This window comes from Clostridium novyi NT, assembly GCF_000014125.1.
GTDB classification, from domain to species: Bacteria; Bacillota; Clostridia; order Clostridiales; family Clostridiaceae; genus Clostridium_H; species Clostridium_H novyi.
This window is the reverse complement of the sequence record NC_008593.1, coordinates 39992-65348: the sequence shown is the minus strand read 5'-3', so window position 1 is coordinate 65348 and position 25357 is coordinate 39992. Positions and strand designations below refer to the sequence as shown.

Sequence of the window (25357 nt, the reverse complement as noted above, 5' to 3'; positions counted from 1 at the left end):
TGATTAAATCAAAATAAATTTCAATCTAATCAGTTTTTTAATATCTTTTATTACTTTATTCCTTTTCTTATAAGCTCACGTCTTAACCATTCTAAAGCCCTTATAACTGTATGCTGTCTTACTCTTTGTCTATCTCCAACTAAGTGTAATTCCTTAGTTTTTACATCACCTTTTATACATATACCAACATAAACAAGCCCCACTGGTTTTTCTTTTGTTCCTCCATCAGGTCCTGCAATTCCTGTTGTTGAAATTCCAATGTCACTTCCCGTTACCTTTGCTACTCCTTCTGCCATTTCTGCTGCTGTTTGACTACTAACTGCACCATACTTTTGAAGCGTATCCTTCTTTACTTTTATTCTTTTCATTTTAGCTTCATTGCTATAAGTAATCATACCTTCTTTAAATACAGAAGATATTCCTGGATAATTTACAAGTCTACCTGCAAGAAGTCCTCCAGTACAAGATTCTGCTGTAGCAATTGTTATATTATTATCTATAAGCATTTTTCCTAGTACTTCTTCAAGAGTTACTTCTCCATCTGCGTACACAGAAAGTCCTAATCTATCTCTTATTTCCTGTTCAACAGGCTCAATTAACTTTTCAGCATCTTCTATAGTTTTTGCCTTAGCTGTAATTCTTAAAGTTACTTCGCTATCCTTTGCATATGGTGCAACTGTTGGATTTGTTGAATTTTCAAGTATATCATCTACAATTTCAGCTACTCTACTTTCTCCAACACCTAAAATTCTTAGTGTTTTTGAATGAAGTACATTCTCTTGAAACTTTCTTAGATACGGTACTAAGCTTTCTTCAAACATAGCCTTCATTTCTCTTGGTGGTCCTGGTAAAACAGCTAATATTTTTTTATTTTCTTCTATAATGCATCCTGGTGCCGTACCATTATTATTTGGCATTATTATAGCATCCTCTGGGAAACATGCTTGTTTTTTATTACTATCTACCATAGGTCTATCTATCTTTTTAAAATAATCTTCTATTCTTCTAAGTGATTCTTCATGTAGTTTAGCTTCTTTTCCTAAGTATTCAAAAGCAACTTCCTTTGTTAAATCATCCTTTGTGGGTCCAAGTCCTCCTGTAGTTATTACAAGGTCAGCCCTTTTAAAAGCTAATTCATAAGCTTCCCTTAATCTTTCAGCATTATCCCCAACAACCGATTGATTGTAAACTTCTATCCCTAAATCGGCAAGTCGTTTTGATATATATTGAGCATTTGTATTTACTATATTTCCAAGCAATAATTCAGTTCCTACAGCTAATATCTCAGCCTTCATAATTATACCTTCTTTCTTTTTCAATACAAATATTATACCAAAATCTTAATTATAAACACATAAGATTGAAAATAATTTTCACTTTCCATAAATTTTATACCACTATTTTCTAGGTAAGTTTAGTTACATAAATACCCTTATGTTCTATATTTAGTGTTAAAATTATTATTGATTAACTTTATAAAATACTAAATATGAAAGGACATACACAAATGAAAAAGTTATTAAAATTAACACTAGTATTATAATTAACATTATTGCTCTCAGCATGTTCTACAAAGGCACAAAAAGAATTTAATGAGGCCTTAAAACTTCAACAAAACCAGAAATATGATGATGCCATAAATTTGTACAAGGATATTATTGATAATCATCCAAAAAGCAAATTAGTAGCAAATTCAGATGTAAAATTACATGAGTGTATTGATTTAATTGTAAAACAAGGTGATGAATTAGCCTCTAAGAAAAACTACATTAAAGCTATATCTTGTTATGAAAATGCTTCTAAATTTAAACCTACTGATGATTCAATTAAAAATAAAATTTCTGCTTGTAAAAAACTTGCTATAGATACCTTTAAAAAAGATGAACCTAAACTTGTAGAAACTAAGAGTAGTGAACCAAAGGAAATAAAAATCACTAACTTTAATAACAATAGCAAAATCTCTCAAATGATAGTTAACTGGGAATCTGCTTGGGAAAGTCAAGATATTAATGTTTATAGAAATTACTATGATACTGATTTTGTTGGCACTGTTAAAGGAAAAACTATGGACTATACACAGTGGATGAATTATAAAGAAGAACTTTTTAATAAATACTCTAATATTACTTTAGCAAGTAAACTTATAGACGCAACATTAACTAAAGATAAAATTACGGTTAGATTTGAGCAATGGTTTACTGGATATGGTTCTAGTCATTATTCTGACCATAGTAATAAAGAACTTATCTTTAGATACTCTAAGGATAGAGGTTGGCTTATAATTAGTGAAAAAACAAGGATGTAGGTTGATATATGTAAAAGCACTATAATCATTTTATTTACTAAATGAAACATACCCTTAATTTCTTCTAGTGTTATAATCTATACTTATTGTAAGTTATACTCAAGCAAAACTTTACAATTCAATACAGGGTTAAAATTAGCTAAAAATGATTTTAAAAAATCTCAAATTATTTTTATTTATTCAGCAGCCTTAAACGGCCAATCTATAGAAAAGATTTTTGAAAATTTAAAAATAGCATAAAATAGTATTTATCTATTCAACTATAAAATTATTCAATTTAAAATGTTTAATCCAGTAAATAAAGAAAATTGGTATTATCTTTATTGATTCTCCAATGATAAACCTAAAGATACTTTTGTTTTGCATACAACCTATAAAGATAATAAATTTTTGCCTAAAGAATACATAGAGTATCTGGAAAACATGAAATAAACTTCTTTTATTAGTTAATAAAAGAAGTTTATTTCTATAGTTTACTCACTTAATTTTTTCCCTATTGTTCCCATGAAGAATACCATACAAAGTCCTGTTAGTCTTAAAGGAAGACTTTTAGTATAAAGTCCCACTTCAATAAAAAGGAAAACAGCGATGATATTTGAAACAATATATAATACTTTTGAAATTATTTTTTTAAATTTATTATCTTTATGAGTTTTATTCCAGTAAAAAACATATACAGATATCAATTGTAAGCATATAAATGCAGTAAAGCATTCTTTTAAGTGTAAATTTGTATATATTGTTTCGTTGAAAGTAAAAGTAAATGGATTAAACATTTTATACCCCTTATATCCTTATATGAATAGAGGATTATATCCAATATTTGTACGATACCATTCAGTAGATTGACCTGTTTGTAGGTTTCTAACAGTAGCTCTTACATATCCTATACTTGATGAAAAAGGATGTTTCTTTAATATATCATAATCTATGCATCTTGTTACGGTAAGTTGATATTTAACCGGTTTTTTATTAGGATTTGCCTTTGTTAACTTAATCCATCCTGCAGCACTTGTAAAAGCTGTAATAAGTTTACCAATTGCTACCGGAGCTCCAAAACCACCAAATAATCCTAAAGCTATCAAAGCAGCTTCGCCATCTTGTTGTTTTTTATTACCAATAGGATCATAATATAGAATTTTGCTTTTTGATTCACATTTCATTTCAGCAAATGCAGGTGTAGCTGATGTTGTAAATATAACAAATGCTAATAAAAAAATTGATATTTTCGTAATAAATTTCTTTTTCATAATAACTTCTCCTTTAATGTATAATATTGATACATGCACATGTAACAATATTATACATTAATTTTTTTTAAAAAAATGTATAATATTGACATATAAAATATTTTTTAATTTTTTTTATAAATATAGTATAAAAACACTGTTAATTACATTGGTTAATAACTTTACTTCAAAATATATTTTAAAAAAAACATTGAAATATATTGATTTTTTTCAAAAAACTAAAATGAAATTTAAAAATATGTAAAATATACAGTGTTAAAATTTTTGTTTAGAAAATAACTAAAATAAAAAAAACATATCATTTGTTTTATATTTGAAATGCTATTTTTAAAAATCTTCTTTTCTTTAAAAGTTGTCCTTTGGGACACCTTTTTGTTTGTTAAATTTCAATTAATATTTATGGTATACTAGCATTTTTTATTACTTCTTTGCATACGCTAGGAGTATGTGACGTAGCGAAGGCAAGGAGTACCTCATAGCTTTCATATGCTACCTATAGCCTTTTTATTTAGGCTTATTTTTTTATCCTTTTTTGTTCAATTCTTAACTCTTTTGGCAGTTGCAGAAATGGAACGTAATACAATAATAGAACGTACACAAGCTGGAAAGGCTATTGCAAAAACAAAACCAGGATTTAAAGAAGGTAGACCTAAAAAATATACAAAGGAACAAATAGATCATGCACTAAATCTATTAGAAAGTAATAGTTACTCATATGTTGAAAGAATTACATGTATAAGTAAGAGTGCTTTAATTAGAGCTGTTAGAGATAAAAAATATAATTTATTTTATATTAATATCCTTTGAAAATTTCAATTTCATTTGAATAAGATTAAAGCCTTATTTTATAAGGCTCAGGCTGTTGATAAACATAATTTGTCAACAGCCTTTTTACATTTATTACAAAAAGGATTTTTAGTGTTTATGTAGAATATATATTTTAGAACAATAAATCTTTTAGCCCGTTAGGGCTCATACGGAGGAAAAATGCTTACTAATAATGAAAGAAAACAAAATCAATTAGAACTGGTTTATATAGAAAATTTAGTACCTGAAAATCACATACTTAGAAAGATAGATAAATACATAGACTTTTCATTTATAAGAGATTTAACTAAGGATTTATATTGTCCTGATAATGGAAGACCTTCAGTAGATCCAGTTGTATTATTTAAAATGCTTTTTATAGGATACCTATTCGGTATACGTTCAGAGCGTCAGCTTGTAAAAGAAATCCAGGTAAATGTAGCTTACAGATGGTTTTTAGGATATGGACTTACTGATAAAATACCAAGTCATTCCACTATAAGCCAGAATAGAACAAAAAGATTTAGTAATACAAATATACATCAAGAAATATTTGATAATATTGTATTTCAAGCTATTAATAGAAACTTGGTTGATGGGAAAATTCTATATACTGATTCTACTCACTTAAAAGCTAACGCTAATAAACATAAATTTATTAAAAAAGAAATAACTAAATCCACAAAGGAATACTTTGATGAATTAGAGAATGACATTAATAAAGATAGAATTAATCATAATAAAAAGCCTCTAAAAAAAAAGACTAAAATAGCTGAAACTAAGGAAATAAAAGTAAGTACAACTGATCCAGACAGTGGATATATGGTTAGAGATGGAAAACCTAAAGGCTTTTTTTATTTAGATCATAGAACTGTTGACGGAAAGTATAATATTATAACAGACGTTCATGTTACTCCCGGGAATATAAACGATGTAGATCCTTATGTTAAAAGAATAGAAACTCAAATAGAAAAGTTTAATTTTAATACAAAATATTTAGTAGCAGATGCCGGATATTCTACGAATCCTATTTGTAAACAAATTTCAGACAAAAATTATCAAGGTGTTTTTGGGTTCCGTTTAGGACCCCATGTTAAAGGAAAATATACAAAATATAGATTTCAGTATGTTAAAGAATTAGATGGATATGTGTGTATTAATAATTGCTTTTTAAAATATAGAACTACTACGAGGGAAGGTTATAAAGAATATTTAAGTAATGCGGAGCATTGTGCTTATTGCAAATATAAAAATAATTGCTTAACATCTGATAAATCCATTAATAGAACTATACGTCGTCATGTTTGGGAAGACTATAAAGATCAAATTTTTAGCTTTACTAAAACAGAAAAAGGTAAAAGTATTTACAAACGACGTAAAGAAAAGATTGAGCGTAGCTTTGCTGATTCAAAAGAATTACATGGGCTACGTTATTGTCGCATGCGAGGAATTAAAAATGTTTCTGAGCAGTGCCTACTTACAGCGGCAGTTCAGAATATGAAAAAGATAGCCATGGTGCTATCGCATTATTTTTTGTGTACATTAATTCAAATTTATTCCAAATTAACATACATAATAAATATTTTTCGAATGCTATCGCATAAAAGAATTTTGGCGTAAACAAAAGCCCCCAATTGTTGGGGGCTTTTTGAACAATCTGGGGAGATACTTTTTGTATCTCCTTTTAATTTTTCTAAATAGTAATTACTACTATCTTTGCTTACTAAAATTATACTCTAACGGATGTAGGTTGATTTGTGTAAAAACAAATTAACCTACATCTTTTTTGTATGGAAAATTGGTTAGTTTGGAATAATATACTTATAAGAATTTAGGAGGAATCTAAATGAGAAATTTTGAAGTACCTGATTTTGACTACAAAGAAGAAGTTAAGAAATGCAAAAGTTTAGATGATGTTATGGGTAAAAACGGACTAATACAAAGAATGTTAAAAGACGTTATTCAAAATATATTGGAAGCAGAAATGGAAGATCATTTGGGAAGAGATAAATATGAAAGAAATCCTGAAAATAATAGTAAAAATTATCGCAATGGCTATAGTAAAAAGAATATACGCAGTAGCTTTGGAGATATAGATGTAGATATTCCAAGGGATAGAAATGCTGAATTCGAACCAAAAGTAATTAAAAAGTATGAAACTGTTTGCAATGAATTAGACAAAAAGGTTATTGGTCTTTATGCACGGGGTATATCTACACGTGATATACAAGCGGAAATAGAAGATCTTTATGGGATTACTATATCACCATCAATGGTATCAAAAATCACTGATAAGGTAATTGGCGCAGCCACTGCGTGGCAAAACAGAACATTGGATAGAATTTATCCTATAGTATATATGCATGCTATGCATTTTAAAGTAAGAGATGACAATAGAATTGTTAGTAAAGCAGCATACTTATGTATGGCATATGATATGAGTGGTCATAAAGATATTTTAGGTATTTGGGTTGGAGAATCCGAAGGAGCGAGGTTTTGGTTGTCAGTATGCAATGATTTGAAGAATAGAGGTGTTAAGCAAATACTAATTGCATGTATGGATGGGCTTAGAGGTTTACCAGATGCTATAAAAACCGTTTATCCAGAAGTAAGTATACAAACATGTATAGTACATAAAATTAGAAATTCTCTGAATTACATAGCGTCAAAAGATAAAAAAGAATTCATTAAAGATTTAAATTTAATTTATAAAGCAACTACCGAAGAACTAGCGCTCCTAGAACTTGATAATCTCAAGGAAAAATGGGGTTCTAAGTACGGTATAGTTATTGATTCTTGGTATAATAATTGGGATAATTTATCCACATTCTTTGAATTTTCACCTGAGATTAGAAAAATGATATATACTACAAATGCCCTAGAAGGATTTAATATACAGATTAGAAAATTTACTAAAACTAGAACCGTATTTCCTACGGATGAATCCTTAAAAAAGTCATTATATCTAGCAACCATGGAGATAATGAAAAAATGGACTTAACCAAGACAAAATTGGGCTCTTACACTAGACCAATTAACAATTACATTTGGTAATAAAATAGATGAATTTTTAGCATAACAACTTGTACTTTTTAGAAATTTTATGTATATTTAAATCTTTATTACACACTATAATTAGCCATTATTAGTATGTTTTAAATTTTAAAAAATATTACTAGAAAGGTGAATTTCCAGAAATATTTTCTGATACTAATTAGAAGTACACAAATCTATCTATATTCTCTATTAAAATTAAAGTATGACCTAAAATCTAGGTCATACTTTATTCCAAAAATCATTTACTTTATCCTTAATACTTTCTTTCCCATCTACCCGAAATATATCATTCCATTCCCTAGGTAATAATTTAAAGTAACTAGAATATCTAAACCTTTCATCTATTAATAAAACTACTCCTTTGTCTTCTTCAGTTCTTATAACTCTACCTGCTGATTGCATTACCTTGTTCATACCTGGGTATATGTATGAGTATTCAAATCCTTTTCCGTTCTTCTTTTTAAAATAATCACTTATTATGTTTCTTTCTAGTGAAACCTGTGGCAATCCAACACCAACTATTATACTTCCAATTAATCTATCATGCGTTAAATCAATTCCCTCTGAAAAAAGCCCACCCATAACAGCAAATGCAAGTAATGTACTCTTTGGATTTTCACAAAAGTTTTCAAGAAACTCCTCACGCTGTTCCTCACTCATATAACTTTCTTGGCAAATCACATTAATTTCTTGATTGTTTTCTATAAATCTATCATAAACTTCATTCATATATTTATATGATGGAAAGAACACCAGGTAATTTCCCACCTTACTACTTATAACAGCTTCTATATCAGAAACCACACTATCATAGGTAAATTCCCTCATTTTGTACTTAGTTGAAATTTTAGAATCCATCATAACACAAAGATTTTCTCTTTTAAAAGGAGATGATAACTTTACTCTATAGTCTTCACTAGTTCCCCCTAAAATATCAATATAATAATTCATTGGCATCAATGTAGCTGAAAAAATTATGGTAGCCTTGCATTTCTTCATGGTTTCACTTAAAAGATAAGAGGGATCTAAGCAAAACATTTTAAGAAAAACCTCATCATTAATTTTCTCAGCATATGTTATATACCTTTCGTCATAACATTCATAGGTTCTTATAAATCCTAATGCCTTAAAATAAAACTCTAAAAGAGATTCCTTAAATCCATCTAAAGCATTCTTATTTTCTAGTAGCCACTTTTCACAAACATAAGTAAACTCACGAAGTATAGGTATTAACTCCTTTGGAGGTTCCTTAACAACCAAAGTATTGTCCTTTGCTTCACATTCCTTTCTTATATCTATTAAATATGAATTTATCTTATTTAATATCTTAGAAATACCTTTTGCACCTTTTGATGTATCCTTCTTTAACTTTAATACTTCCTTTTTACTAATGTCTGATGAAAACATCTCTCTTGCTCTATCAACTAAATTATGTCCTTCATCAACTAGTAGTGTAAAATCACCGTTTCCCTCTGAAAAAAATTGTTTAAGTGATACTCTAGGATCAAAAACATAATTGTAATCACATATTATACAATCACAAAAGTTGCAAAGTTCTAAGGAAAATTCAAATGGACAAACCTTGTGCTTTCTTGCATACTTTTCTATAACTTCTCTTGAAAATATATCTTCTTTATAAATATCAGAAAGAGCATCATTTATTCTATCAAAGTGTCCCTGTGCAAACTGGCAAACCTCTGGATTACATCCATCTTCTTTACAAAAACATACCTTATCCTTAGCTGTAAGTGTAACACTTTTTAATTTAAGCCCTTTGTTTCTCATATTTTCTATTGCTTTTTCCGCAGCAGTTCTTGTAATTGTCTTTGCAGTTAAATAAAATATTTTTGAAGTATATCCTTCTTCCATAGCTTTAATAGTTGGAAAAAGTGTGGCTATAGTCTTTCCTATTCCCGTTGGAGCTTCTGCAAAAAACTTTTTGCCCTCAGCTACAGTTTTATAAACTCCAACAGCAAATTTTCTTTGTCCCTCTCTATAGCTTTTAAAGGGAAAAGTTAATTTCTTTATGGATTCATCCCGTATATTTTGAAAGTCCTTTAATGTTCTAGCCCATTTAATATATCTATCTACAACATCAAAGAAAAACTCCTTTAACTCTGTAAAACTAAACCTTCTCTTAAACCTTTTTATGTCCTTACTTTCCATTTCATAATATGTAAGTTGAATATCTATATTATCTAAATTATTATCATTGCAATAAATAAAACCATAACATTTAGCTTGAGCCCAATGAAGAATGTTGTAATCTTCCTCAATTAATTCTAGCGGTTTTGTAGTAGTCTTTATCTCATCTATAATTACATTATTATCTTCTTTTATAATTCCATCAGCACGTCCTCCTACTTCTAATACAATATCCTCTGTTTCTACTATATAGGATAGCGTTACTTCTGGAGTATAGTTGTCTCCAGATGATTTTTGTATCTTTTGATGTGCTTTTATAGCATCTACATTTCTTGAACTTCCCATAAATGTAGACACTAGATTTCCCGACCTAAGTATAAACTCCACAAGATTTCTAATGGATACTTTAATGGTACTTTTATCCTCCATAACTTTAATCCTCTCCAAATTTATATTATGCTCTTATTATAACAATAAAATTTTAAATAAATCGAACTTAATCCCTTCCCCATTCATCTAATATATAGAAATATAAAATCGGTGGTTATGCTGGAGGCGTTGTTGGCAATCTTTGGTTTGAAGCTACTGATTCTAATAACTTAATTATTAATGTTAAAAATACTAAAACATCAGAGGAAAAATCTATTCAGATTAAAATAAGGTAGAAAGAATTATTTTAAGATTCTTTCTACCTTATTTTAATATATTACGTATCCATTTTTATTTTATAAATATAAACAGGTCTAATTTCCTTATCCTCAAACCTACTTAAATAATTGTAAAAGGATACATCTACAGCGTTTTTAGTATGTTGAGCCATAAATAAATCATATCTTCCTATCATTGGATTAAACTTCTTATCTACAATTACTTGAGTATGGTATGGAATCTTACTATAGGTACTTCCATACTGAATAACATCCCCTATATCTAAAAAAGCATATATTTCTTTAAAATTATATAGTACTTTTTTAGCTGTACTCTCTATATACATAGCTGCCTTATTTTCTCCAAATCCATCTTCATTTCCAAAATACCTTCTAAAATAACGGGCAGCTCTCCAAGTAATAGATATATTACTTAAGTTTTCTGTACTATTGGTACGACAAAACCACGACTCAACTCTATCCCAATCGCTACCTTCTTCTGGCATTCCACCAGCCCTTAATACTTGGGATACAAAATTAGCACAATCATCATTTTCAAAATACGGATACTTACTTGTATTTGGCGTTAAAGCATACTTTTCAGCATATGCTTTTGCTAAACTACGATTATAATTTGAATTTAAATGATTAATTTTGTAATTTTTTTTATAATACTCTCCCATCTCAATCCTCTAAAAATTGTTTCAATATTATAGATATACCTTTGTTAATTTCTTTATGTCTTTTTTTAAAGAATTATATTTAATATTTTATACCTCTGCATTAACTTTCATTTTATCTTCTTTTATTTCTACCTGTAATAAATCCTTTTTAAAATACATAATATTATCTTCATTACTTAATTCAATATAACAAAACCCCGAGCATTTATTGCCCGGGGTTTTGTTATAATACCTTACTTAAAAAGCTTTTTGTTCTTTCTTCCTGTGGATTTTCAAATATGTCAGTTGGACTTGCGTCTTCAACTACAACTCCGCCATCCATAAATAATACTCTATCTGCAACTTCCCTTGCAAATCCCATTTCATGAGTTACAACTACCATAGTCATACCTTCTTTTGCAAGTTCTTTCATTACTCCTAAAACTTCTCCAACCATTTCTGGATCTAGTGCCGAGGTTGGTTCATCAAATAACATTACATCTGGTGACATTGCAAGTGCTCTTGCTATTGCTATTCTTTGCTTTTGTCCACCTGATAATTGGTTTGGATAATTTTTAGCTTTATCTTTAAGTCCTACACGATCTAATAGGTCTAATGCTATATTCTCAGCATCTTCCTTTGAAAGTTTGTTTAACTTTACAGGTGCAAGAGTTATGTTATCTAAGATATTTAAGTTAGGAAACAAGTTAAATTGTTGAAACACCATACCCATCTTTTGTCTTTGAAGATTTATATCATTTTTCTTCGATGTTATTTCTTGTCCTTCAAAAATTATTTCTCCTGAAGTAGGTTCTTCTAAAAGATTAAGGCATCTTAAAAACGTACTTTTTCCTGAACCCGATGGTCCTATTACTACTACAACTTCACCCTTTTTTATGTGAGCATTTACTCCCTTTAATACTTCTAAATCACCAAAACTTTTGTGTAAATCTTTAACCTTAATCACTTAGCTTCATCCTCCTTTCAAATATTCCTAATAATTTTGAAAGCGTAAATGTTAATATAAAATACATTGCCGCTGCTGTTAAATATGGTGTAAATATCATCATTGTTGCTCCTGATGCCGCTTGTGCATTACGCATAAGCTCCTTTATTCCAACTACAGATACTATAGATGATTCTTTTATAACTGTTATAAACTCATTTCCAAGGGCAGGTAATATATTTTTTATTGCCTGAGGAATTATAACATATCTCATTGCCATTCTATGAGTTAATCCAAGTGATCTTGCAGCTTCCATTTGTCCTTTATTTACTGACTCTATTCCACTTCTAATTATTTCTGCAACATAAGCCGTACTGTTAAGCGCCAGTGTTATTACAATCATACAAAGCCCTGTAAAATCATTTCCCATTACATCAATCTGTGGAAGTTCAACTCCTGCATTTTGTAGTAGTGTTGGTATTCCATAATAGAAGATATATACTTGTACAAGTAAGGGAGTTCCTCTGACTATTTCTATAAATACATTTGAAATTACTTTTAATATTTTAATTTTAGATAACTTCATCAACGCAAATATTGTACCTAGTATTGATGAAAAAATTACTGTTATTAATGATAATACTATTGTTATACCTGCACCATTTAAGAAACAAGGTAAATAAGCCTCTAAAAACTCTTTAGTCTCTGCCATGTAATCCTCCCCCAAATTGCTTTAATTCTTTCTACTCAACTAAGTCCTTTAATTCCTTTGAATACTTATCAACCATTTTTTCAATTTCGTGTTTTGAATTTAATCTATCTATTGTTTTGTTTACTGAATCAACAAACTCTTTATTTCCCTTTTGAATTCCAACTGCTGAACCTTCATTAGGTTTTCCAACATTTATATTTGCTATAGTTGTTCCTGGATATTTTGCAACATAAGCTTTTGCAACAGGTTCTTCAACGATTACGGCATCAACTTTTTTCGTTTTTAATGCAGTTACAAGTTCATTAACCTTTCCAAGAGAAGTAACTTTAGCACCTTTTATTTCTTCTTTTGCAATTTTCTCTTGAAGTGAAGTTAATTGAGCACCTACTTTTTTACCTGAAAGACTTTCAACACTTGTTAACTTCGCTTTATCTTCATCTCTTATAATTACGCTTTGTTTTGCTCTATAATAGATTTTAGAAAAGTCTATTTCCTTTTCTCTATCTGGTGTTGGATTCATTCCGGAAATAACCATATCTATTTTACCTGATTTTACTGAAAGCACTAATGGATCAAAGTCCATATCCTTAATTTCTAATTTAACTCCTAAATCCTTTGCGATTTCTTTTGCGATTTCAATATCAATACCCACGATTTCTGGTTTACCGTCTTTAACTTGTTGTGCTTCATATGGTGGATAGTCAGCACATGTTCCAAGCACTAATTTTCCTGATTTTTTTATCTTCTCTATTTTTGTTAGATTCTTATCTTCTTTTGCGTCTTTATTCTTATTGCCACATCCAACAAATAATGTAGCTCCCATTGTTAACATTAATCCACATATTATTAATTTTAATTTTTTTCCCTTTAACATTTTTAATCCCCCTGTATCTCTTGATGTGTATTATTATACTCTTATATTTATAATTATGCAATAGTTTTATGAATATTTATGTATATTTTTTATGATTTTATTTATATTTATACACCAAATGCATAAAAATATACATAGCATGGGTTTTTACTTGCCATACTATGTATCAATCTATATTATATTTATTCTGCATATTCTCCAATTGCTCTGTATTTATTATATCTTTTTTCTAAGGTTTCATTTATATTTTCTTGCATATTTTTAAAATCTATAGTTAATAATTCCTCTTTTATATTCTTTGCCATTAAATCTATATCTTTATGAGCTCCACCTTCTGGCTCTTTTATAATTCTATCTATTATATTATACCCTTTTAAATCTTTTGCTGTTATTTTCATTAGTTCTGCTGCTTCTTTAACCTTTGAACCATCTTTCCATAGAATAGCTGCAAATCCTTCTGGAGAAAGTACCGAATACACACTATGTTCAAGCATCCATATTTCATCTCCAATAGATAATCCAAGGGCTCCACCACTTCCCCCTTCTCCAATAACAATTGAAATGATAGGTGTCTTTAAAAGCGCCATTTCCATTAAGTTTTTAGCGATGGCTTCTCCTTGACCTCGCTCTTCTGCTCCAACTCCACAAAATGCACCTGGAGTATCAACAAAACAAATAACTGGTCTTTTAAATTTTTCTGCCTGCTTCATTAATCTTAAAGCTTTTCTATATCCTTCAGGGTGTGCCATACCAAAGTTCCTCTTTATATTGTCTTTAGTATCACGTCCCTTTTGTTGCCCTATTACAGTAACAGGTATACCATTAAATTTAGCAATTCCTCCAACAATACTAGGATCATCTTTAAATCCTCTATCTCCATGTAATTCTATAAATCCATTAAAAATTCTATCTATGTAATCAAGGGCTGTAGGTCTATCTTTCATTCTAGATAATTTTAGTTTATCTAAAGGAGATAACTCTACTTTTGTTTCAATAATCTGTTTTTCATTTTGTAGCAAAAATATCACCCCTTCATAGCTTTAAATCACCTTTAGTGTAATTCTAAAATCTTATATAATACCTTTTTTAATTCATTTCTATTAACGATTTTATCTAAAAATCCATGTTCTAAAAGAAACTCTGCACTTTGAAAATCATCAGGTAACTTTTGTTTTATTGTTTGTTCTATAACTCTTCTTCCTGCAAATCCAATTAAAGTACCAGGCTCTGATAATATAATGTCTCCAAGCATTGCAAAACTTGCAATAACGCCTCCTGTTGTTGGATCAGTTAGAACTGGTATATATAAAAGTCCAGCTTCATTATGTCTTGCTATTGCAGCACTTGTCTTTGCCATTTGCATTAGTGAAAACATGCTCTCCTGCATTCTGGCTCCTCCAGATGTTGTGAATATTATTATTGGTAATCTTTCTTCTGTAGCCTTTTCTACTGCCCTTGTTATTTTTTCGCCTACAGCTGATCCCATACTTCCCATCATAAATCTACTGTCCATAACTGCAATTACAACATTCTTTCCGTAGATTTTTCCTTTTCCAGTGATTACACCTTCTTTAAGTTTAGTTTTTTCTTTTATCCCCTTTAATTTATCTTCATAGCCACTAAAGTCTAGTGGATTTTTAGATGTAATATTCTCTCCAAATTCTCTAAAGGTTCCCGTGTCTACTATTAAATCAATTCTCTCCCAAGCATTCATTCTATAATGCTTATTGCAAAATTTACACACCTTTAAATTTTCATCTAAATCTTTTTTATAAAGGGTTTTTCCACATCTATCACATTTAACCCACATACCCTCTGGTATGTTAGGAATATTTTCTTTATTTATATTATTATCCTTAGAAGTATTTATAGTTATATATTTAGTTTTCTTAAATATAGGATTAATTTTAAACATAATCTTCACCTACTCCTAATAGCTCTTAGCTATCATACCTTCTTCTTAATATCCAAATTCTTTATTTATAAATCCAGTGTTATATGTTCCCTCATTAAAGGTTTTATTATTTAAAATTTCAAATTGAAAAGATATGTTTGTATCTATTCCTTCTAAAATAAATTCTCCTAATGCTCTCTTCATCTTACTTATAGCCTCATTTCTATCTTTTCCATGTACTATAAGCTTTGCAATCATTGAATCATAATTTGGTGGCATTTTATATCCTTGATATAATGCACTATCTATTCTTATTCCACTTCCACCTGGAATACATGTTACACCTATTGTGCCTGGTGATGGCATAAATCCTTTTGATGGATTTTCCGCATTAATTCTGCATTCTATAGAATGTCCATTAAACTTTATATCTTCTTGAGTTACACTTAGTTTTTCTCCATATGCTATTTTAATTTGCTCTTTTACTAAATCTATTCCTGTTATCATCTCAGTTACAGGATGTTCTACTTGTATTCTTGTGTTCATTTCCATAAAGTAAAACTCACCATTTTTATCTAGTAAAAACTCAATTGTTCCTGCTCCCTTATAATTCACAGCTTTAGCTGCTTTTATAGCAACTTCACCCATTTTATTTCTTAATTCTTCTGTCATTATAGGACATGGTGTTTCTTCTAATACCTTTTGATTTCTTCTTTGAATAGAGCAATCTCTCTCTCCAAGATGTACTACATTTCCACAGTTGTCTCCAAGTATTTGAAACTCAACATGCTTTGGATTTTCTATGAATTTTTCCATATACATGCTTCCATCTCCAAAAGAGGCTTCAGCTTCTCTTTTTGCGGTTTCAAACATTTTTATGAGTTCATGAGAATTTTTAACTATTCTAATTCCTCGCCCTCCACCACCTGCTGCTGCCTTTACCATAACAGGATAGCCTATTCTCTCAGCTTCTTTTAATGCTTCCTTGGATGTTTCTACGTTTCCTTCTGTACCTGGAACAATAGGCACATTTGCCTTCATCATAATTTCTCTTGCCTTTGACTTATTCCCCATATTGTTCATTGTTTTAGTATCAGGTCCAATAAAAACAATATTACATTCCTTACACATCTGGGCAAATTTACTGTTCTCAGATAAGAATCCAAAACCAGGATGAATTGCTTGTGCTCCTGTAAGTACCGTTGCACTTATTATATTTTCCATATTAAGATAGCTTTCACTTGGCTTTGCAGGTCCAATACATACAGCCTCATCTGCCATTTGAACATGAAGTGCCTCTCTATCTATATCCGAATATACAGCAACAGTTTCTATTTCCATTTCTCTACATGCTCTAATTATTCTAACTGCAATTTCCCCTCTATTAGCAATTAAAATTTTGTTAAACATTATATCACCTACTTTCCTACTGCAAACATTATTTCACATTCAACAGCTTTTTCACCGTCAACAGTAGCTATGGCCTTACCAATTCCAGCAGGTCCCTTCATTTTTACAATCTCAATTTCTAATTTAAGTACATCTCCTGGAACAACCTTGCGTCTAAATTTAGCCTTATTTATTCCACCAAAGTATGCAATCTTACCTTTAAACTCATCCATACTTAAAAGTGCAATTGCCCCAAGTTGTGCTAGTGCCTCTATTTGAAGAACTCCAGGCATTACCGGTTCTTCTGGAAAATGTCCTTGAAAGAAATACTCATTCATAGTAACGTTTTTATACCCTACAGCCCTTTTTCCTGGTTCTAATTCTTCTACTTTATCTACAAGTAAAAATGGATATCTATGTGGTATAATTTCTTGAATTTCTTTTATGCCAAGTGCCATTATGTTTGCCCCCTATACTCTAACTTTGAATAGTGGTTGTCCATACTCAACCATTTCTTCATTCTTTACTAGTATCTCAACTATCTCACAATCTTCTTCTGCTTCTATTTCATTCATAAGCTTCATTGCCTCTATAATACAAAGAGTATCTCCCTTTTTAACCTTACTTCCAGACACTACAAAATCTTCTTCATCAGGAGAAGGTGCTGTATAAAAAGTTCCTACTATAGGTGATTCTATAATAGTTAAATTTTCATCTTCTACTTTGCCCTGTTGCACTGTTTCTATAATTTCTTCTTCCTCTACAATATTTTCTAAATTCTTAACTTCTTCTTTATGATTATTAAGCGTAGTTACTGCCATTATGTCTTCTCTACTTATGCTCTCTACTACTTCCCCCTTTTTCATGATAATCTTCATATCTTTTGTTTCTATTTCCAAAGATGTAAGCTCTGAATTACTCATTGTTTTTATAATTTCTTGTATTCCCTTATAATCCATAACCTATTGTCCATCCCATTTCTTTAAGATTATTGTTGAGTTGTGACCTCCAAAACCTAATGAATTAGACATTGCATACTTTATATTTTTCTCTCTACCTTCATTTGGTACATAATCTAAATCACAATCCTCATCAGCTTCCCTGTAACCTATTGTTGCAGGTATAAATCCATCCTGTAATGCTTTTGTGCAAACTATTGCTTCTACTGCTCCAGCTGCTCCAAGTAAATGTCCAGTCATTGATTTAGTTGAGCTTACAGGTATTTTATATGCATCCTCTCCAAATACAGTTTTTATAGCTTCTGTTTCAAACTTATCATTGTATGGAGTGCTTGTTCCATGAGCGTTTATATATGAAATTTCATTTTTCTCTATACCAGCATCCTTTATAGCAATTTCCATAGCCCTTGCTCCACCTTCTCCATTTGGTGCTGGTGAAGTTATGTGGTACGCATCACAAGTTGCTCCATATCCAACTATTTCACCATAAATTTTTGCATTTCTCTTTAATGCGCTTTCAAGAGATTCTAATACTACAATTCCAGCCCCCTCTCCCATTACAAATCCATTTCTCTCTTTATCAAATGGAATTGATGCTCTTAGTGGCTCTTCGCTAGTGCTTAGTGCCGTAAGTGATGTAAACCCAGCAACTGCAAGTGGTGTAATTGATGCTTCTGCCCCTCCTGCTATTATTACATCTGATATTTCATTTCTAATGTTATGAAAAGCCTCACCTATTGCATGAGTTCCAGTTGCACAAGCTGTTACTATATTGGTGCAAACACCTTTGGCACCAAACTTAATTGCTATATTTCCTGCCGCCATGTTGCTTATAATCATAGGTATAAAAAATGGACTTACTCTATTTGGTCCTTTTTGTAAAAGCTTATTGTGTTGTTCTTCAATTGTTCCAAATCCTCCAACCCCTGAACCTACAATAACTCCCATTCTGTATTTATCCACATTTTCATCTGTAATTCCTGCACTCTTTACTGCCTCATCTGCTGCAACTAGTGCAAAATGACAAAACCTATCAAGTCTTCTAGCTTCTCTTTTTTCCATATAATCTGTAACTTCAAAATTTTTAACTTCTGCTGCAAGCTTTGCCTTATAATCCTCAGTATCAAAGAATGTTATTTTATCAATTCCACACTTTCCTTCTCTAACTCCGCTCCAAAAATCATTAACGCTATTACCTATGGGAGTTATAGCTCCCATACCAGTGATTACAACTCTGTTTTTCACTTAAATTCACTCCTTATATATGCATTCCACCATCTACGCTTATAACTTGTCCAGTTATATAAGCTCCCATATCAGATGCTAAAAAGGCAACTGTATTTGCAATATCTTTTCCTTCTCCAATTCTTCTTAGAGGAATGTTTTTCTTTATTTCCTCTTTAACTTTATCTGATAATACATCTGTCATATCTGTACTTATAAAACCTGGTGCTATTGCATTTACAGTTATTCCTCTTGTAGCTATTTCTTTTGCTACAGACTTTGTAAAACCAATTATTCCTGCCTTTGCAGCTGCATAGTTTGATTGTCCAGCATTTCCTGAAAGCCCAACAATTGAAGATATATTTATTATTCTTCCACTTCTTTGTTTCATCATTATAGGCACAATATTTTTGGTGCAGTTAAATACACCTTTTAAGTTAACTTCTATTACCTTGTCAAAGTCTTCTTCCTTCATTCTCATAAGAAGTGTATCCTTTGTTATTCCTGCATTGTTTACTAGAATATCTATTGAACCTAGCTTTTCTTTAGCTTCATCTACTACCTTTTTTGCATCTTCAAAGTTACTTACATCACCTTGAATTGCCATAACTTTAACGCCCTTTGTTTCTATTTCTTTTATAACTTCTTTAACTGATGCTACATTATTTCTATAATTTAAAATAATATTAGCTCCAAGTTCTGCAAGTTTTATAGCAATAGCCCTTCCTATTCCACGACTTGAACCTGTAACTATAGCATTTTTTCCAGTTAACATTATTTCTTTCATTAATTCTTGTCTCCTTTTAATTCATCTACAGTTTTCCTTAAAGAATTTAAATCCTCAACATTTAAAACTTTTACTTTTCTATTTATCTTCTTTACAAATCCACATAAGGCTTTTCCAGGTCCAATTTCTATAAAAGTATCTACGCCTTCTTCTATCATATTTTTTATTATGTCTTCCCAAAGTACAGAGCTCATAACCTGCTCTTTTAATATTCCTTTTATATCATGAACATCATTTATATAAGTTCCAGTTACATTTGTCATTACAGGTATTTTTATTTCCTTTAACTCTATATTTTGAAGTTCACTATATAATTTCTCTCCAGCACCCTTTAGCATGGAAGTATGAAATGGCGCACTAACTTTAAGTTTTATAACTCTCTTTGCACCTAATTCCTTTGCTATCTCTAAAGCTTTATCTACTGCTTTTATTTCCCCAGCAATAACTATTTGCGACTGACAATTATAATTTGCAACCTGAACAATTCCTTCCTTAGATGCTCTAATGCAGGCTTCCTTTATCTTTTCCCTTGCTAAGCCTATTACGGCAGCCATAGTTCCAACTCCAAAAGGAACTTCTTCTTGCATGAACTTACCTCTCTTTTTTACAACTCTTACTGCATCTTCAAAGTCTAAAACTCCACTACATACTAAAGCTGAATACTCTCCAAGGCTAAGTCCTGCAACCATATCTGGCTTTATTTCATGTTTTTCTAATGCCTTTAATGTAGCTATACTAGTTGTGAGTATTGCAGGTTGAGTATTTTCCGTTTTATTTAAATCTTCTAAACTTCCACCAAAACATAAATCACTTATAGAAAATCCAAGGGCAATATTTGCTTTATTAAATACTTCTCTGCTTTCATAAAAATTATCATATAGTTCTTTTCCCATTCCTATGTATTGGGACCCTTGCCCTGAGAATAAAAATGCAATTTTACTCATTTTCTCTCTCCCTTTTAAAACCCATTAATATATTGTCAGCTTCAGTAAATAATTCTTCTATAATTTCACTGCAAGTTTGCTCTTTTTTTATAAGCCCTGCAATTTGTCCTGCCATAACGGAACCCATTTGAACATCTCCATATCTTGCGGCCTTTTTAAGTGTTCCTGCTCCTAATTTTTCGTATTCTTCAATGGTTGCTCCTTTTTTTTCTAAAGCTTTAAACTCACGAACAAGCTTATTTCTAAGGCTTCTTACTGGATGTCCTGTGGCTCTTGCAGTTACTACTGAATCTATATCCTTAGCTTTTATAACCTTATCCTTATAATTTTCATGAACAGTACATTCCTTAGCAACTAAAAATCTGGTTCCCACTTGAACTCCAGATGCACCAAGCATAAATGATGCCATAACACCTCTACCATCACCTATACCCCCTGCTGCAATTACAGGTATGTCTACAGCATCAACTATTTGTGGTACAAGGACCATAGTTGTAAGTTCTCCAATATGTCCTCCAGCTTCACATCCTTCTGATATAACTGCATCTGCTCCACTTCTCTCCATTCTCTTTGCAAGGGCAACCGATGCTACAACAGGAATAACTGTAATGTCATGTTCTTTCCACATATTCATATACTTTCCGGGGCTTCCTGCTCCAGTTGTAACAATCTTTACTCCTTCTTCACATACAAGCTTTGCAATATCATCTGCATTATCACTAAGAAGCATTATATTAACTCCAAAGGGTTTATCGGTTAAACTTTTAGCCTTTCTAATTTCATCACGTACATACTCTACAGGAGCATTTGCTGCTGCAATTATTCCGATTCCTCCAGCATTTGATACTGCTGCTGCAAGTGAACTATCTGCAATCCAAGCCATGCCACCTTGAATTATTGGATATTTTACTCCTAGTTTTTCAAATAAATCGCAGTTTTTCATTCTATCCTCCTATAAAATAAGACTGCGCATTTGCAGTCTTTAATTTTAATTTTTTATACTTACTCACATCTTGAATCTATATACTTTACTAAATCTTCAACAGTTTTTACATTTTCAATATCTTCATTTGGTATTTCAAGATCAAATTCATCTTCTATTTCCATCACTATTTCAAATATATCTAAAGAATCCACTCCTAAATCATCTTGGAAATTTGATCCTAATTTTATTTCATCTTCATTAATTTCTAAATGGTCTGCCATTATCTTTTTAACTCTATTTAATGTCATTTTATTTTCCCCCTTGATTGTTTTTAATTTATACTAATTCCATTGAATTAAGTGAGCTCCAAATGTAAGTCCTCCACCGAATCCAACTAAAATAATTTTGTCGCCTTTTTTTAGCATATTCTTCTCATTCATTTCATCTAAAGCTATTGGTATACTAGCTCCTGATGTGTTTCCATACCTGTGTAAATTTATATAAAATTTATCCTGTGATACTTTTAGTTTTTTAGCTACATATTCTATTATTCTTATATTTGCTTGATGAGGTACTATATAATCAATATCTTCTATAGTGTAATCTGTTTTTTCTAGAACCTTGTGGACAGAATCAATCATTGCATTTACTGCAAATTTAAAAACTTCTCGTCCTTCCATTGAAAGCTTGTTTAAGAACTCCGTCTTTTCACTTACATATGGATTTTCAACAGGTAGAGCATCACATTTTAAAAACTTTCCCCCAGTACCATCTGAACATGTATACTGAGAAATAAGTCCTACCTCTTCACTTCTAGTTAAAATTGCCGCTCCTGCACCATCTGCAAATAATACGCATGTACCTCTATCTTGCCAATTAATCATCTTGGACAATGTTTCAGCTCCAATTACTAAAGCATTTTTACTTTGTCCTGATTTTATAAATTGGCTTGCAACAGAAAGTGCATACATGAATCCAGTGCAAGCGGCATTTATATCAAAACATGTAGCCTTTGTAGCACCTATAGCATCTTGAACAATACAAGCCGTGGAGGGTACGAAGCAATCTGGTGTACATGTGGCTACAATGATTAAATCTAATTCATCAGCTTTTATAGAGGATTTTCTTAATACATCCTTTGCTGACTTTATTGCCATGTGAGATGTATTTTCACCTTTTGAAATTCTTCTTTCTTTAATTCCAGTTCTCTCTCTTATCCATTTATCATTAGTATCTACAATCTTTGAAATGTCCTCATTTGTAACGATGTTATCTGGCACATATCTACCAGTGTTCTCAATCTTTACATTATACATATTATTTATTCCTTTTTATCTTCATTTTTTTCTAAGTAGTTGTTTTTAAAAAAGTCATTTAGTTTACCAAGTGCAGCTGCTAAAAGAACCTCTTCTTCATCAGTTAATCCATCTATTGTTGCCTTTATCATATCTGAATGAAATTTTTCGTGAACCCTATATGCAAGCTTGCCCTTTTTAGTAAGCACAATCTTAACTACCCTTCTGTCATTTTCATCTTTCTGTCTCTCAACATACTCTTTTTTCACTAAATTGTTTATTGCAGTAGTTAATGTTCCAACAGTTATTCCAAGGTCTCCTGCAACCTCTGACATGGTTCTTGGCTTATACATTCCAATAGCTTCTATTGTATGTATTTCTGTTACTGATAAATCATTTAACTTTCCTGACTTTAATGCTGTCTGCTCAATAGTTAATATCTCATTAAAGGTACTAACTAAAAGTTCATTTAAAATTGTTTTTATATTCTTATCCACTATATATCACGCATCCCTCTAAGTTTAAAATTACTTTAACTAAAATATATTTGGATAATCAAATATTTTGATAGTCAAAGTATATATCAAAAAATCCTTTGTGTAAACTATAAAAGTTTCTTAAATTTTTGTATATTTTCATTAAAAATTAAGTATTACTCCTATTTATTTTAACTTTCTTTGTTTTTTAATTTATAATATAACTTTATTTATATTAATTATTATTTTATTTTTAGTTCTCTAAATCTATTTAAAGCTGCCATAATCTCATGTTTTCTAACTATAGCAAGATTTCCCCCTCCACCTTTTTTAGAAGAAACTACAATGAGTCCTTTTTCCTTAATATCTTCAACAACTTTACCTACTACATCATGTAAGTTTAACTTGTCATTAACAGTATTCTCTTTTATGTATTTTATAATTTCTCCAATGGTATTAACTTGGCTTCTATCTACTATTTGCTCTAAATATCTTAAATTTATTTCAGATTTATTATAAAGAAGTGCTTCCTTTCCAACAGATTTTATTTTTACTCCTTTATATCCTTCCTTAAAGCTATTTTTAAGTAAAACTCTATTAAAATTTAAAGAATACCTATCTTTATTTATATCTATATTATTACTATTCTCATTACTGTTTTTACTTATTTCCTTAGCCTTTTTAGTTACATCTAAAATCCTATATTCATCCATCATAATTACATTGTCAGCTATAGAAAAATAGTCTCCAGAACTTCCTACAACTATAATAGTTGAAATCCCGTTTTTCTCATATATTTCTCTTGCCCTTAATATAAATGGGGTTATAGGCTCCTTATCATCACTTACAAGTAACTGCATATTCTTATCTCTAATCATAAAATTAGTTGCACTTGTATCTTCATCAATAAGAAATACCCTTGCCCTACTTTCTATTGCCTCAACAATATTTGCAGCCTCTGATGTACTTCCACTGGCATTTTCAGTAGTAAATTTAACTGTGTCCTTTCCATTTGGAAGATTGTTTATGAACATTGATATATCTACTTTTTCGATGCTTCTTCCATCTTCTGCTCTAATCTTCACCGCAGTGTCATCTGTTATTACAAATTCACGCCCATCACCTTTAATGTGATTATAAACTCCAAGTTCTAGGGCCTTTAAAAGTGTAGACTTACCGTGGTATCCTCCGCCTACAATTAAGGTTATTCCCTTCTTAATACCCATTCCAGATATTTTGCCCTTGTTTGGAAGATTTATTTCCAACTCAAGTTCTTTAGGACTTAAAAACTTAACTGCATTGTTCTTTAATGGTTTTTCTGATACTCCACTTTCTCTTGGAAGTATAGAGCCATTAGCTACAAAAGCACACAACTGAAGTTCATTTAATTTATTTCTTATATAATTTTGATCTTCTGAAAGACGCACACTTTCTATTAACTTTTCTTTATTAATATTATTGAAATATAAAGTTTTATCTACTATTTTGGGTATAAAATTAAAAAAGATCTCTTCAGCTTCTTTTGATAAAACCCTTCTTCCATTTGCCGGAAGACCCACTTCTATCCTAGCTTCAACCTTATTTTTATCAATACAAATAGCTGTTCTATCTAATACTTCTTGACCGCAACTATCTATACTTAAAAGTCCACTTTTTCCTGAACCCTTAACTCTAGAATAAATCTTATTTATATTTTCATAAAATAAACGAGCTAAAAAATCCGTTAAAGCTATTCTTCTGTAAGATTCATCAAAAAGGTTTTCTGGAAACTTAGAATTTTTCTGATTTACACTAATTCTAACTCTAGAAGGACTTGCAAATGGATCTCCTTGAACACTATCTACATGTAATATGTATTTTCCAAAATCATAGGCTCCAGCTATATCCTTATATGCCTTATACCCTTTACCATTTATACTTTTTAATATATTTAATAAATCTACTGAATTCTTCAATAAACTTCCTCCTACCATAAACTTATGTATTTAAAATACCACCAAATATTGTTTATTTCAATAAATGTAATTTTTCTTCCATTCTTTAATTAATTGAGTAAAAC

At 30.5% G+C, this 25357-nt stretch carries 24 protein-coding genes and 3 pseudogenes; 6 read left to right on the top strand and 21 right to left on the bottom strand.

Annotated elements, in window-relative coordinates; genetic code table 11:
* Nucleotides 1–50: 50 nt before the first annotated feature.
* Nucleotides 51–1295 carry a competence/damage-inducible protein A gene (locus NT01CX_RS00385; protein ID WP_011721060.1) on the bottom strand — a complete coding sequence of 415 codons (1245 nt, stop codon included), beginning with the start codon at nucleotides 1293–1295 and terminating at the stop codon, nucleotides 51–53.
* A 257-nt stretch (nucleotides 1296–1552) separates the two neighbouring features.
* Here NT01CX_RS00385 and NT01CX_RS00380 point away from each other — a divergent pair, with 257 nt between their 5' ends.
* The 3 genes and pseudogenes from NT01CX_RS00380 to NT01CX_RS12515 all read left to right on the top strand — a co-directional run.
* Entirely contained in the window at nucleotides 1553–2305 is a 753-nt protein-coding gene (locus NT01CX_RS00380) for a L,D-transpeptidase Cds6 family protein (RefSeq protein ID WP_011721059.1), read from the top strand.
* A gap of 72 nt (nucleotides 2306–2377) precedes the next feature.
* Nucleotides 2378–2545, top strand: a pseudogene (locus tag NT01CX_RS12575) (IS701 family transposase); the annotation flags it as partial.
* Between the two features lie 108 nt (nucleotides 2546–2653).
* Nucleotides 2654–2737, top strand: a pseudogene (locus tag NT01CX_RS12515) (phage terminase large subunit); the annotation flags it as partial.
* A gap of 41 nt (nucleotides 2738–2778) precedes the next feature.
* Here NT01CX_RS12515 and NT01CX_RS00375 read toward each other — a convergent pair.
* Both NT01CX_RS00375 and NT01CX_RS00370 read right to left on the bottom strand, forming a co-directional pair.
* Nucleotides 2779–3081 (bottom strand): hypothetical protein, encoded by a 303-nt coding sequence (locus tag NT01CX_RS00375; protein ID WP_039238828.1) that lies wholly within the window; start codon nucleotides 3079–3081, stop codon nucleotides 2779–2781.
* An 18-nt stretch (nucleotides 3082–3099) separates the two neighbouring features.
* Nucleotides 3100–3555 carry a hypothetical protein gene (locus NT01CX_RS00370; protein ID WP_011721058.1) on the bottom strand — a complete coding sequence of 152 codons (456 nt, stop codon included), beginning with the start codon at nucleotides 3553–3555 and terminating at the stop codon, nucleotides 3100–3102.
* Nucleotides 3556–4041: 486 nt separating this feature from the next.
* Here NT01CX_RS00370 and NT01CX_RS00365 point away from each other — a divergent pair, with 486 nt between their 5' ends.
* The 3 genes and pseudogenes from NT01CX_RS00365 (at nucleotide 4042) to NT01CX_RS00355 (ending at nucleotide 7441) form a co-directional block, all read left to right on the top strand.
* Nucleotides 4042–4362: a recombinase family protein gene (locus NT01CX_RS00365; protein ID WP_011721057.1), complete on the top strand. Its 321-nt coding sequence runs from the start codon at nucleotides 4042–4044 to the stop codon at nucleotides 4360–4362.
* 180 nt (nucleotides 4363–4542) lie between these two features.
* Nucleotides 4543–5982, top strand: a complete 1440-nt coding sequence (locus NT01CX_RS00360; protein WP_011721056.1) for an IS1182-like element ISCno1 family transposase — start codon at nucleotides 4543–4545, stop codon at nucleotides 5980–5982.
* Between the two features lie 226 nt (nucleotides 5983–6208).
* A pseudogene (locus NT01CX_RS00355) lies at nucleotides 6209–7441 on the top strand (IS256 family transposase).
* Nucleotides 7442–7638: 197 nt separating this feature from the next.
* Here the strand turns inward: NT01CX_RS00355 and NT01CX_RS00350 are convergent.
* The 18 genes from NT01CX_RS00350 to NT01CX_RS00265 all read right to left on the bottom strand — a co-directional run bounded on the left by NT01CX_RS00350 (nucleotide 7639) and on the right by NT01CX_RS00265 (nucleotide 25253).
* Nucleotides 7639–9993 (bottom strand): ATP-dependent DNA helicase, encoded by a 2355-nt coding sequence (locus NT01CX_RS00350; RefSeq protein ID WP_011721054.1) that lies wholly within the window; start codon nucleotides 9991–9993, stop codon nucleotides 7639–7641.
* Between the two features lie 277 nt (nucleotides 9994–10270).
* Nucleotides 10271–10894, bottom strand: coding sequence for an amidase domain-containing protein (locus NT01CX_RS00345; RefSeq protein WP_011721053.1), 624 nt, complete (start codon nucleotides 10892–10894; stop codon nucleotides 10271–10273).
* A gap of 223 nt (nucleotides 10895–11117) precedes the next feature.
* Nucleotides 11118–11840, bottom strand: a complete 723-nt coding sequence (locus tag NT01CX_RS00340; protein ID WP_011721052.1) for an amino acid ABC transporter ATP-binding protein — start codon at nucleotides 11838–11840, stop codon at nucleotides 11118–11120.
* Complete coding sequence (locus NT01CX_RS00335) at nucleotides 11833–12531, bottom strand: amino acid ABC transporter permease (protein WP_011721051.1); 699 nt, start codon at nucleotides 12529–12531, stop codon at nucleotides 11833–11835. The genes NT01CX_RS00340 and NT01CX_RS00335 overlap by 8 nt, the downstream gene beginning before the upstream one ends.
* 31 nt (nucleotides 12532–12562) lie before the next feature.
* Nucleotides 12563–13405, bottom strand: a complete 843-nt coding sequence (locus NT01CX_RS00330) for a transporter substrate-binding domain-containing protein (protein ID WP_011721050.1) — start codon at nucleotides 13403–13405, stop codon at nucleotides 12563–12565.
* A gap of 182 nt (nucleotides 13406–13587) precedes the next feature.
* On the bottom strand, nucleotides 13588–14400 hold the full coding sequence (locus tag NT01CX_RS00325; protein ID WP_039238967.1) for an acetyl-CoA carboxylase carboxyltransferase subunit alpha: 813 nt from the start codon (nucleotides 14398–14400) through the stop codon (nucleotides 13588–13590).
* A 56-nt stretch (nucleotides 14401–14456) separates the two neighbouring features.
* Nucleotides 14457–15320 (bottom strand): acetyl-CoA carboxylase, carboxyltransferase subunit beta, encoded by an 864-nt coding sequence (accD, locus tag NT01CX_RS00320; RefSeq protein WP_011721048.1) that lies wholly within the window; start codon nucleotides 15318–15320, stop codon nucleotides 14457–14459.
* Between the two features lie 45 nt (nucleotides 15321–15365).
* Entirely contained in the window at nucleotides 15366–16709 is a 1344-nt protein-coding gene (locus NT01CX_RS00315) for an acetyl-CoA carboxylase biotin carboxylase subunit (protein WP_011721047.1), read from the bottom strand.
* A gap of 8 nt (nucleotides 16710–16717) precedes the next feature.
* Nucleotides 16718–17146 (bottom strand): 3-hydroxyacyl-ACP dehydratase FabZ, encoded by a 429-nt coding sequence (fabZ, locus tag NT01CX_RS00310; RefSeq protein ID WP_011721046.1) that lies wholly within the window; start codon nucleotides 17144–17146, stop codon nucleotides 16718–16720.
* A 12-nt stretch (nucleotides 17147–17158) separates the two neighbouring features.
* Nucleotides 17159–17647 carry an acetyl-CoA carboxylase biotin carboxyl carrier protein gene (accB, locus tag NT01CX_RS00305; protein WP_011721045.1) on the bottom strand — a complete coding sequence of 163 codons (489 nt, stop codon included), beginning with the start codon at nucleotides 17645–17647 and terminating at the stop codon, nucleotides 17159–17161.
* A gap of 3 nt (nucleotides 17648–17650) precedes the next feature.
* Nucleotides 17651–18892 (bottom strand): beta-ketoacyl-ACP synthase II, encoded by a 1242-nt coding sequence (gene fabF / locus NT01CX_RS00300; RefSeq protein WP_011721044.1) that lies wholly within the window; start codon nucleotides 18890–18892, stop codon nucleotides 17651–17653.
* A 13-nt stretch (nucleotides 18893–18905) separates the two neighbouring features.
* On the bottom strand, nucleotides 18906–19646 hold the full coding sequence (fabG, locus tag NT01CX_RS00295; RefSeq protein WP_338032961.1) for a 3-oxoacyl-[acyl-carrier-protein] reductase: 741 nt from the start codon (nucleotides 19644–19646) through the stop codon (nucleotides 18906–18908).
* An 11-nt stretch (nucleotides 19647–19657) separates the two neighbouring features.
* Nucleotides 19658–20602 carry an ACP S-malonyltransferase gene (gene fabD, locus NT01CX_RS00290; RefSeq protein WP_011721042.1) on the bottom strand — a complete coding sequence of 315 codons (945 nt, stop codon included), beginning with the start codon at nucleotides 20600–20602 and terminating at the stop codon, nucleotides 19658–19660.
* Nucleotides 20595–21545, bottom strand: coding sequence for an enoyl-[acyl-carrier-protein] reductase FabK (gene fabK, locus NT01CX_RS00285; RefSeq protein WP_011721041.1), 951 nt, complete (start codon nucleotides 21543–21545; stop codon nucleotides 20595–20597). Before fabK ends, fabD begins: the two co-directional genes overlap by 8 nt.
* 59 nt (nucleotides 21546–21604) lie before the next feature.
* On the bottom strand, nucleotides 21605–21835 hold the full coding sequence (gene acpP / locus NT01CX_RS00280) for an acyl carrier protein (protein ID WP_011721040.1): 231 nt from the start codon (nucleotides 21833–21835) through the stop codon (nucleotides 21605–21607).
* A gap of 33 nt (nucleotides 21836–21868) precedes the next feature.
* Entirely contained in the window at nucleotides 21869–22843 is a 975-nt protein-coding gene (locus NT01CX_RS00275; protein ID WP_011721039.1) for a beta-ketoacyl-ACP synthase III, read from the bottom strand.
* Nucleotides 22844–22848: 5 nt separating this feature from the next.
* Nucleotides 22849–23319, bottom strand: a complete 471-nt coding sequence (locus tag NT01CX_RS00270) for a MarR family winged helix-turn-helix transcriptional regulator (RefSeq protein WP_011721038.1) — start codon at nucleotides 23317–23319, stop codon at nucleotides 22849–22851.
* A 221-nt stretch (nucleotides 23320–23540) separates the two neighbouring features.
* Entirely contained in the window at nucleotides 23541–25253 is a 1713-nt protein-coding gene (locus tag NT01CX_RS00265) for an ABC-ATPase domain-containing protein (protein ID WP_039243110.1), read from the bottom strand.
* Nucleotides 25254–25357 lie beyond the last annotated feature (104 nt).

What these genes read in the sequence shown, in the direction of transcription:
- NT01CX_RS00385 (WP_011721060.1), bottom strand. Translation starts at nt 1,295, where the DNA reads ATGAAGGCTGAGATATTAGCTGTAGGAACTGAATTATTGCTTGGAAAT.
- NT01CX_RS00375 (WP_039238828.1), bottom strand. Translation starts at nt 3,081, where the DNA reads ATGTTTAATCCATTTACTTTTACTTTCAACGAAACAATATATACAAAT.
- NT01CX_RS00370 (WP_011721058.1), bottom strand. Translation starts at nt 3,555, where the DNA reads ATGAAAAAGAAATTTATTACGAAAATATCAATTTTTTTATTAGCATTT.
- NT01CX_RS00365 (WP_011721057.1), top strand. Translation starts at nt 4,042, where the DNA reads ATGCTACCTATAGCCTTTTTATTTAGGCTTATTTTTTTATCCTTTTTT.
- NT01CX_RS00360 (WP_011721056.1), top strand. Translation starts at nt 4,543, where the DNA reads ATGCTTACTAATAATGAAAGAAAACAAAATCAATTAGAACTGGTTTAT.
- NT01CX_RS00350 (WP_011721054.1), bottom strand. Translation starts at nt 9,993, where the DNA reads ATGGAGGATAAAAGTACCATTAAAGTATCCATTAGAAATCTTGTGGAG.
- NT01CX_RS00345 (WP_011721053.1), bottom strand. Translation starts at nt 10,894, where the DNA reads ATGGGAGAGTATTATAAAAAAAATTACAAAATTAATCATTTAAATTCA.
- NT01CX_RS00335 (WP_011721051.1), bottom strand. Translation starts at nt 12,531, where the DNA reads ATGGCAGAGACTAAAGAGTTTTTAGAGGCTTATTTACCTTGTTTCTTA.
- NT01CX_RS00330 (WP_011721050.1), bottom strand. Translation starts at nt 13,405, where the DNA reads ATGTTAAAGGGAAAAAAATTAAAATTAATAATATGTGGATTAATGTTA.
- accD (WP_011721048.1), bottom strand. Translation starts at nt 15,320, where the DNA reads ATGTTTAAAATTAATCCTATATTTAAGAAAACTAAATATATAACTATA.
- NT01CX_RS00315 (WP_011721047.1), bottom strand. Translation starts at nt 16,709, where the DNA reads ATGTTTAACAAAATTTTAATTGCTAATAGAGGGGAAATTGCAGTTAGA.
- fabZ (WP_011721046.1), bottom strand. Translation starts at nt 17,146, where the DNA reads ATGGCACTTGGCATAAAAGAAATTCAAGAAATTATACCACATAGATAT.
- accB (WP_011721045.1), bottom strand. Translation starts at nt 17,647, where the DNA reads ATGGATTATAAGGGAATACAAGAAATTATAAAAACAATGAGTAATTCA.
- fabG (WP_338032961.1), bottom strand. Translation starts at nt 19,646, where the DNA reads ATGTTAACTGGAAAAAATGCTATAGTTACAGGTTCAAGTCGTGGAATA.
- fabD (WP_011721042.1), bottom strand. Translation starts at nt 20,602, where the DNA reads ATGAGTAAAATTGCATTTTTATTCTCAGGGCAAGGGTCCCAATACATA.
- fabK (WP_011721041.1), bottom strand. Translation starts at nt 21,545, where the DNA reads ATGAAAAACTGCGATTTATTTGAAAAACTAGGAGTAAAATATCCAATA.
- acpP (WP_011721040.1), bottom strand. Translation starts at nt 21,835, where the DNA reads ATGACATTAAATAGAGTTAAAAAGATAATGGCAGACCATTTAGAAATT.
- NT01CX_RS00275 (WP_011721039.1), bottom strand. Translation starts at nt 22,843, where the DNA reads ATGTATAATGTAAAGATTGAGAACACTGGTAGATATGTGCCAGATAAC.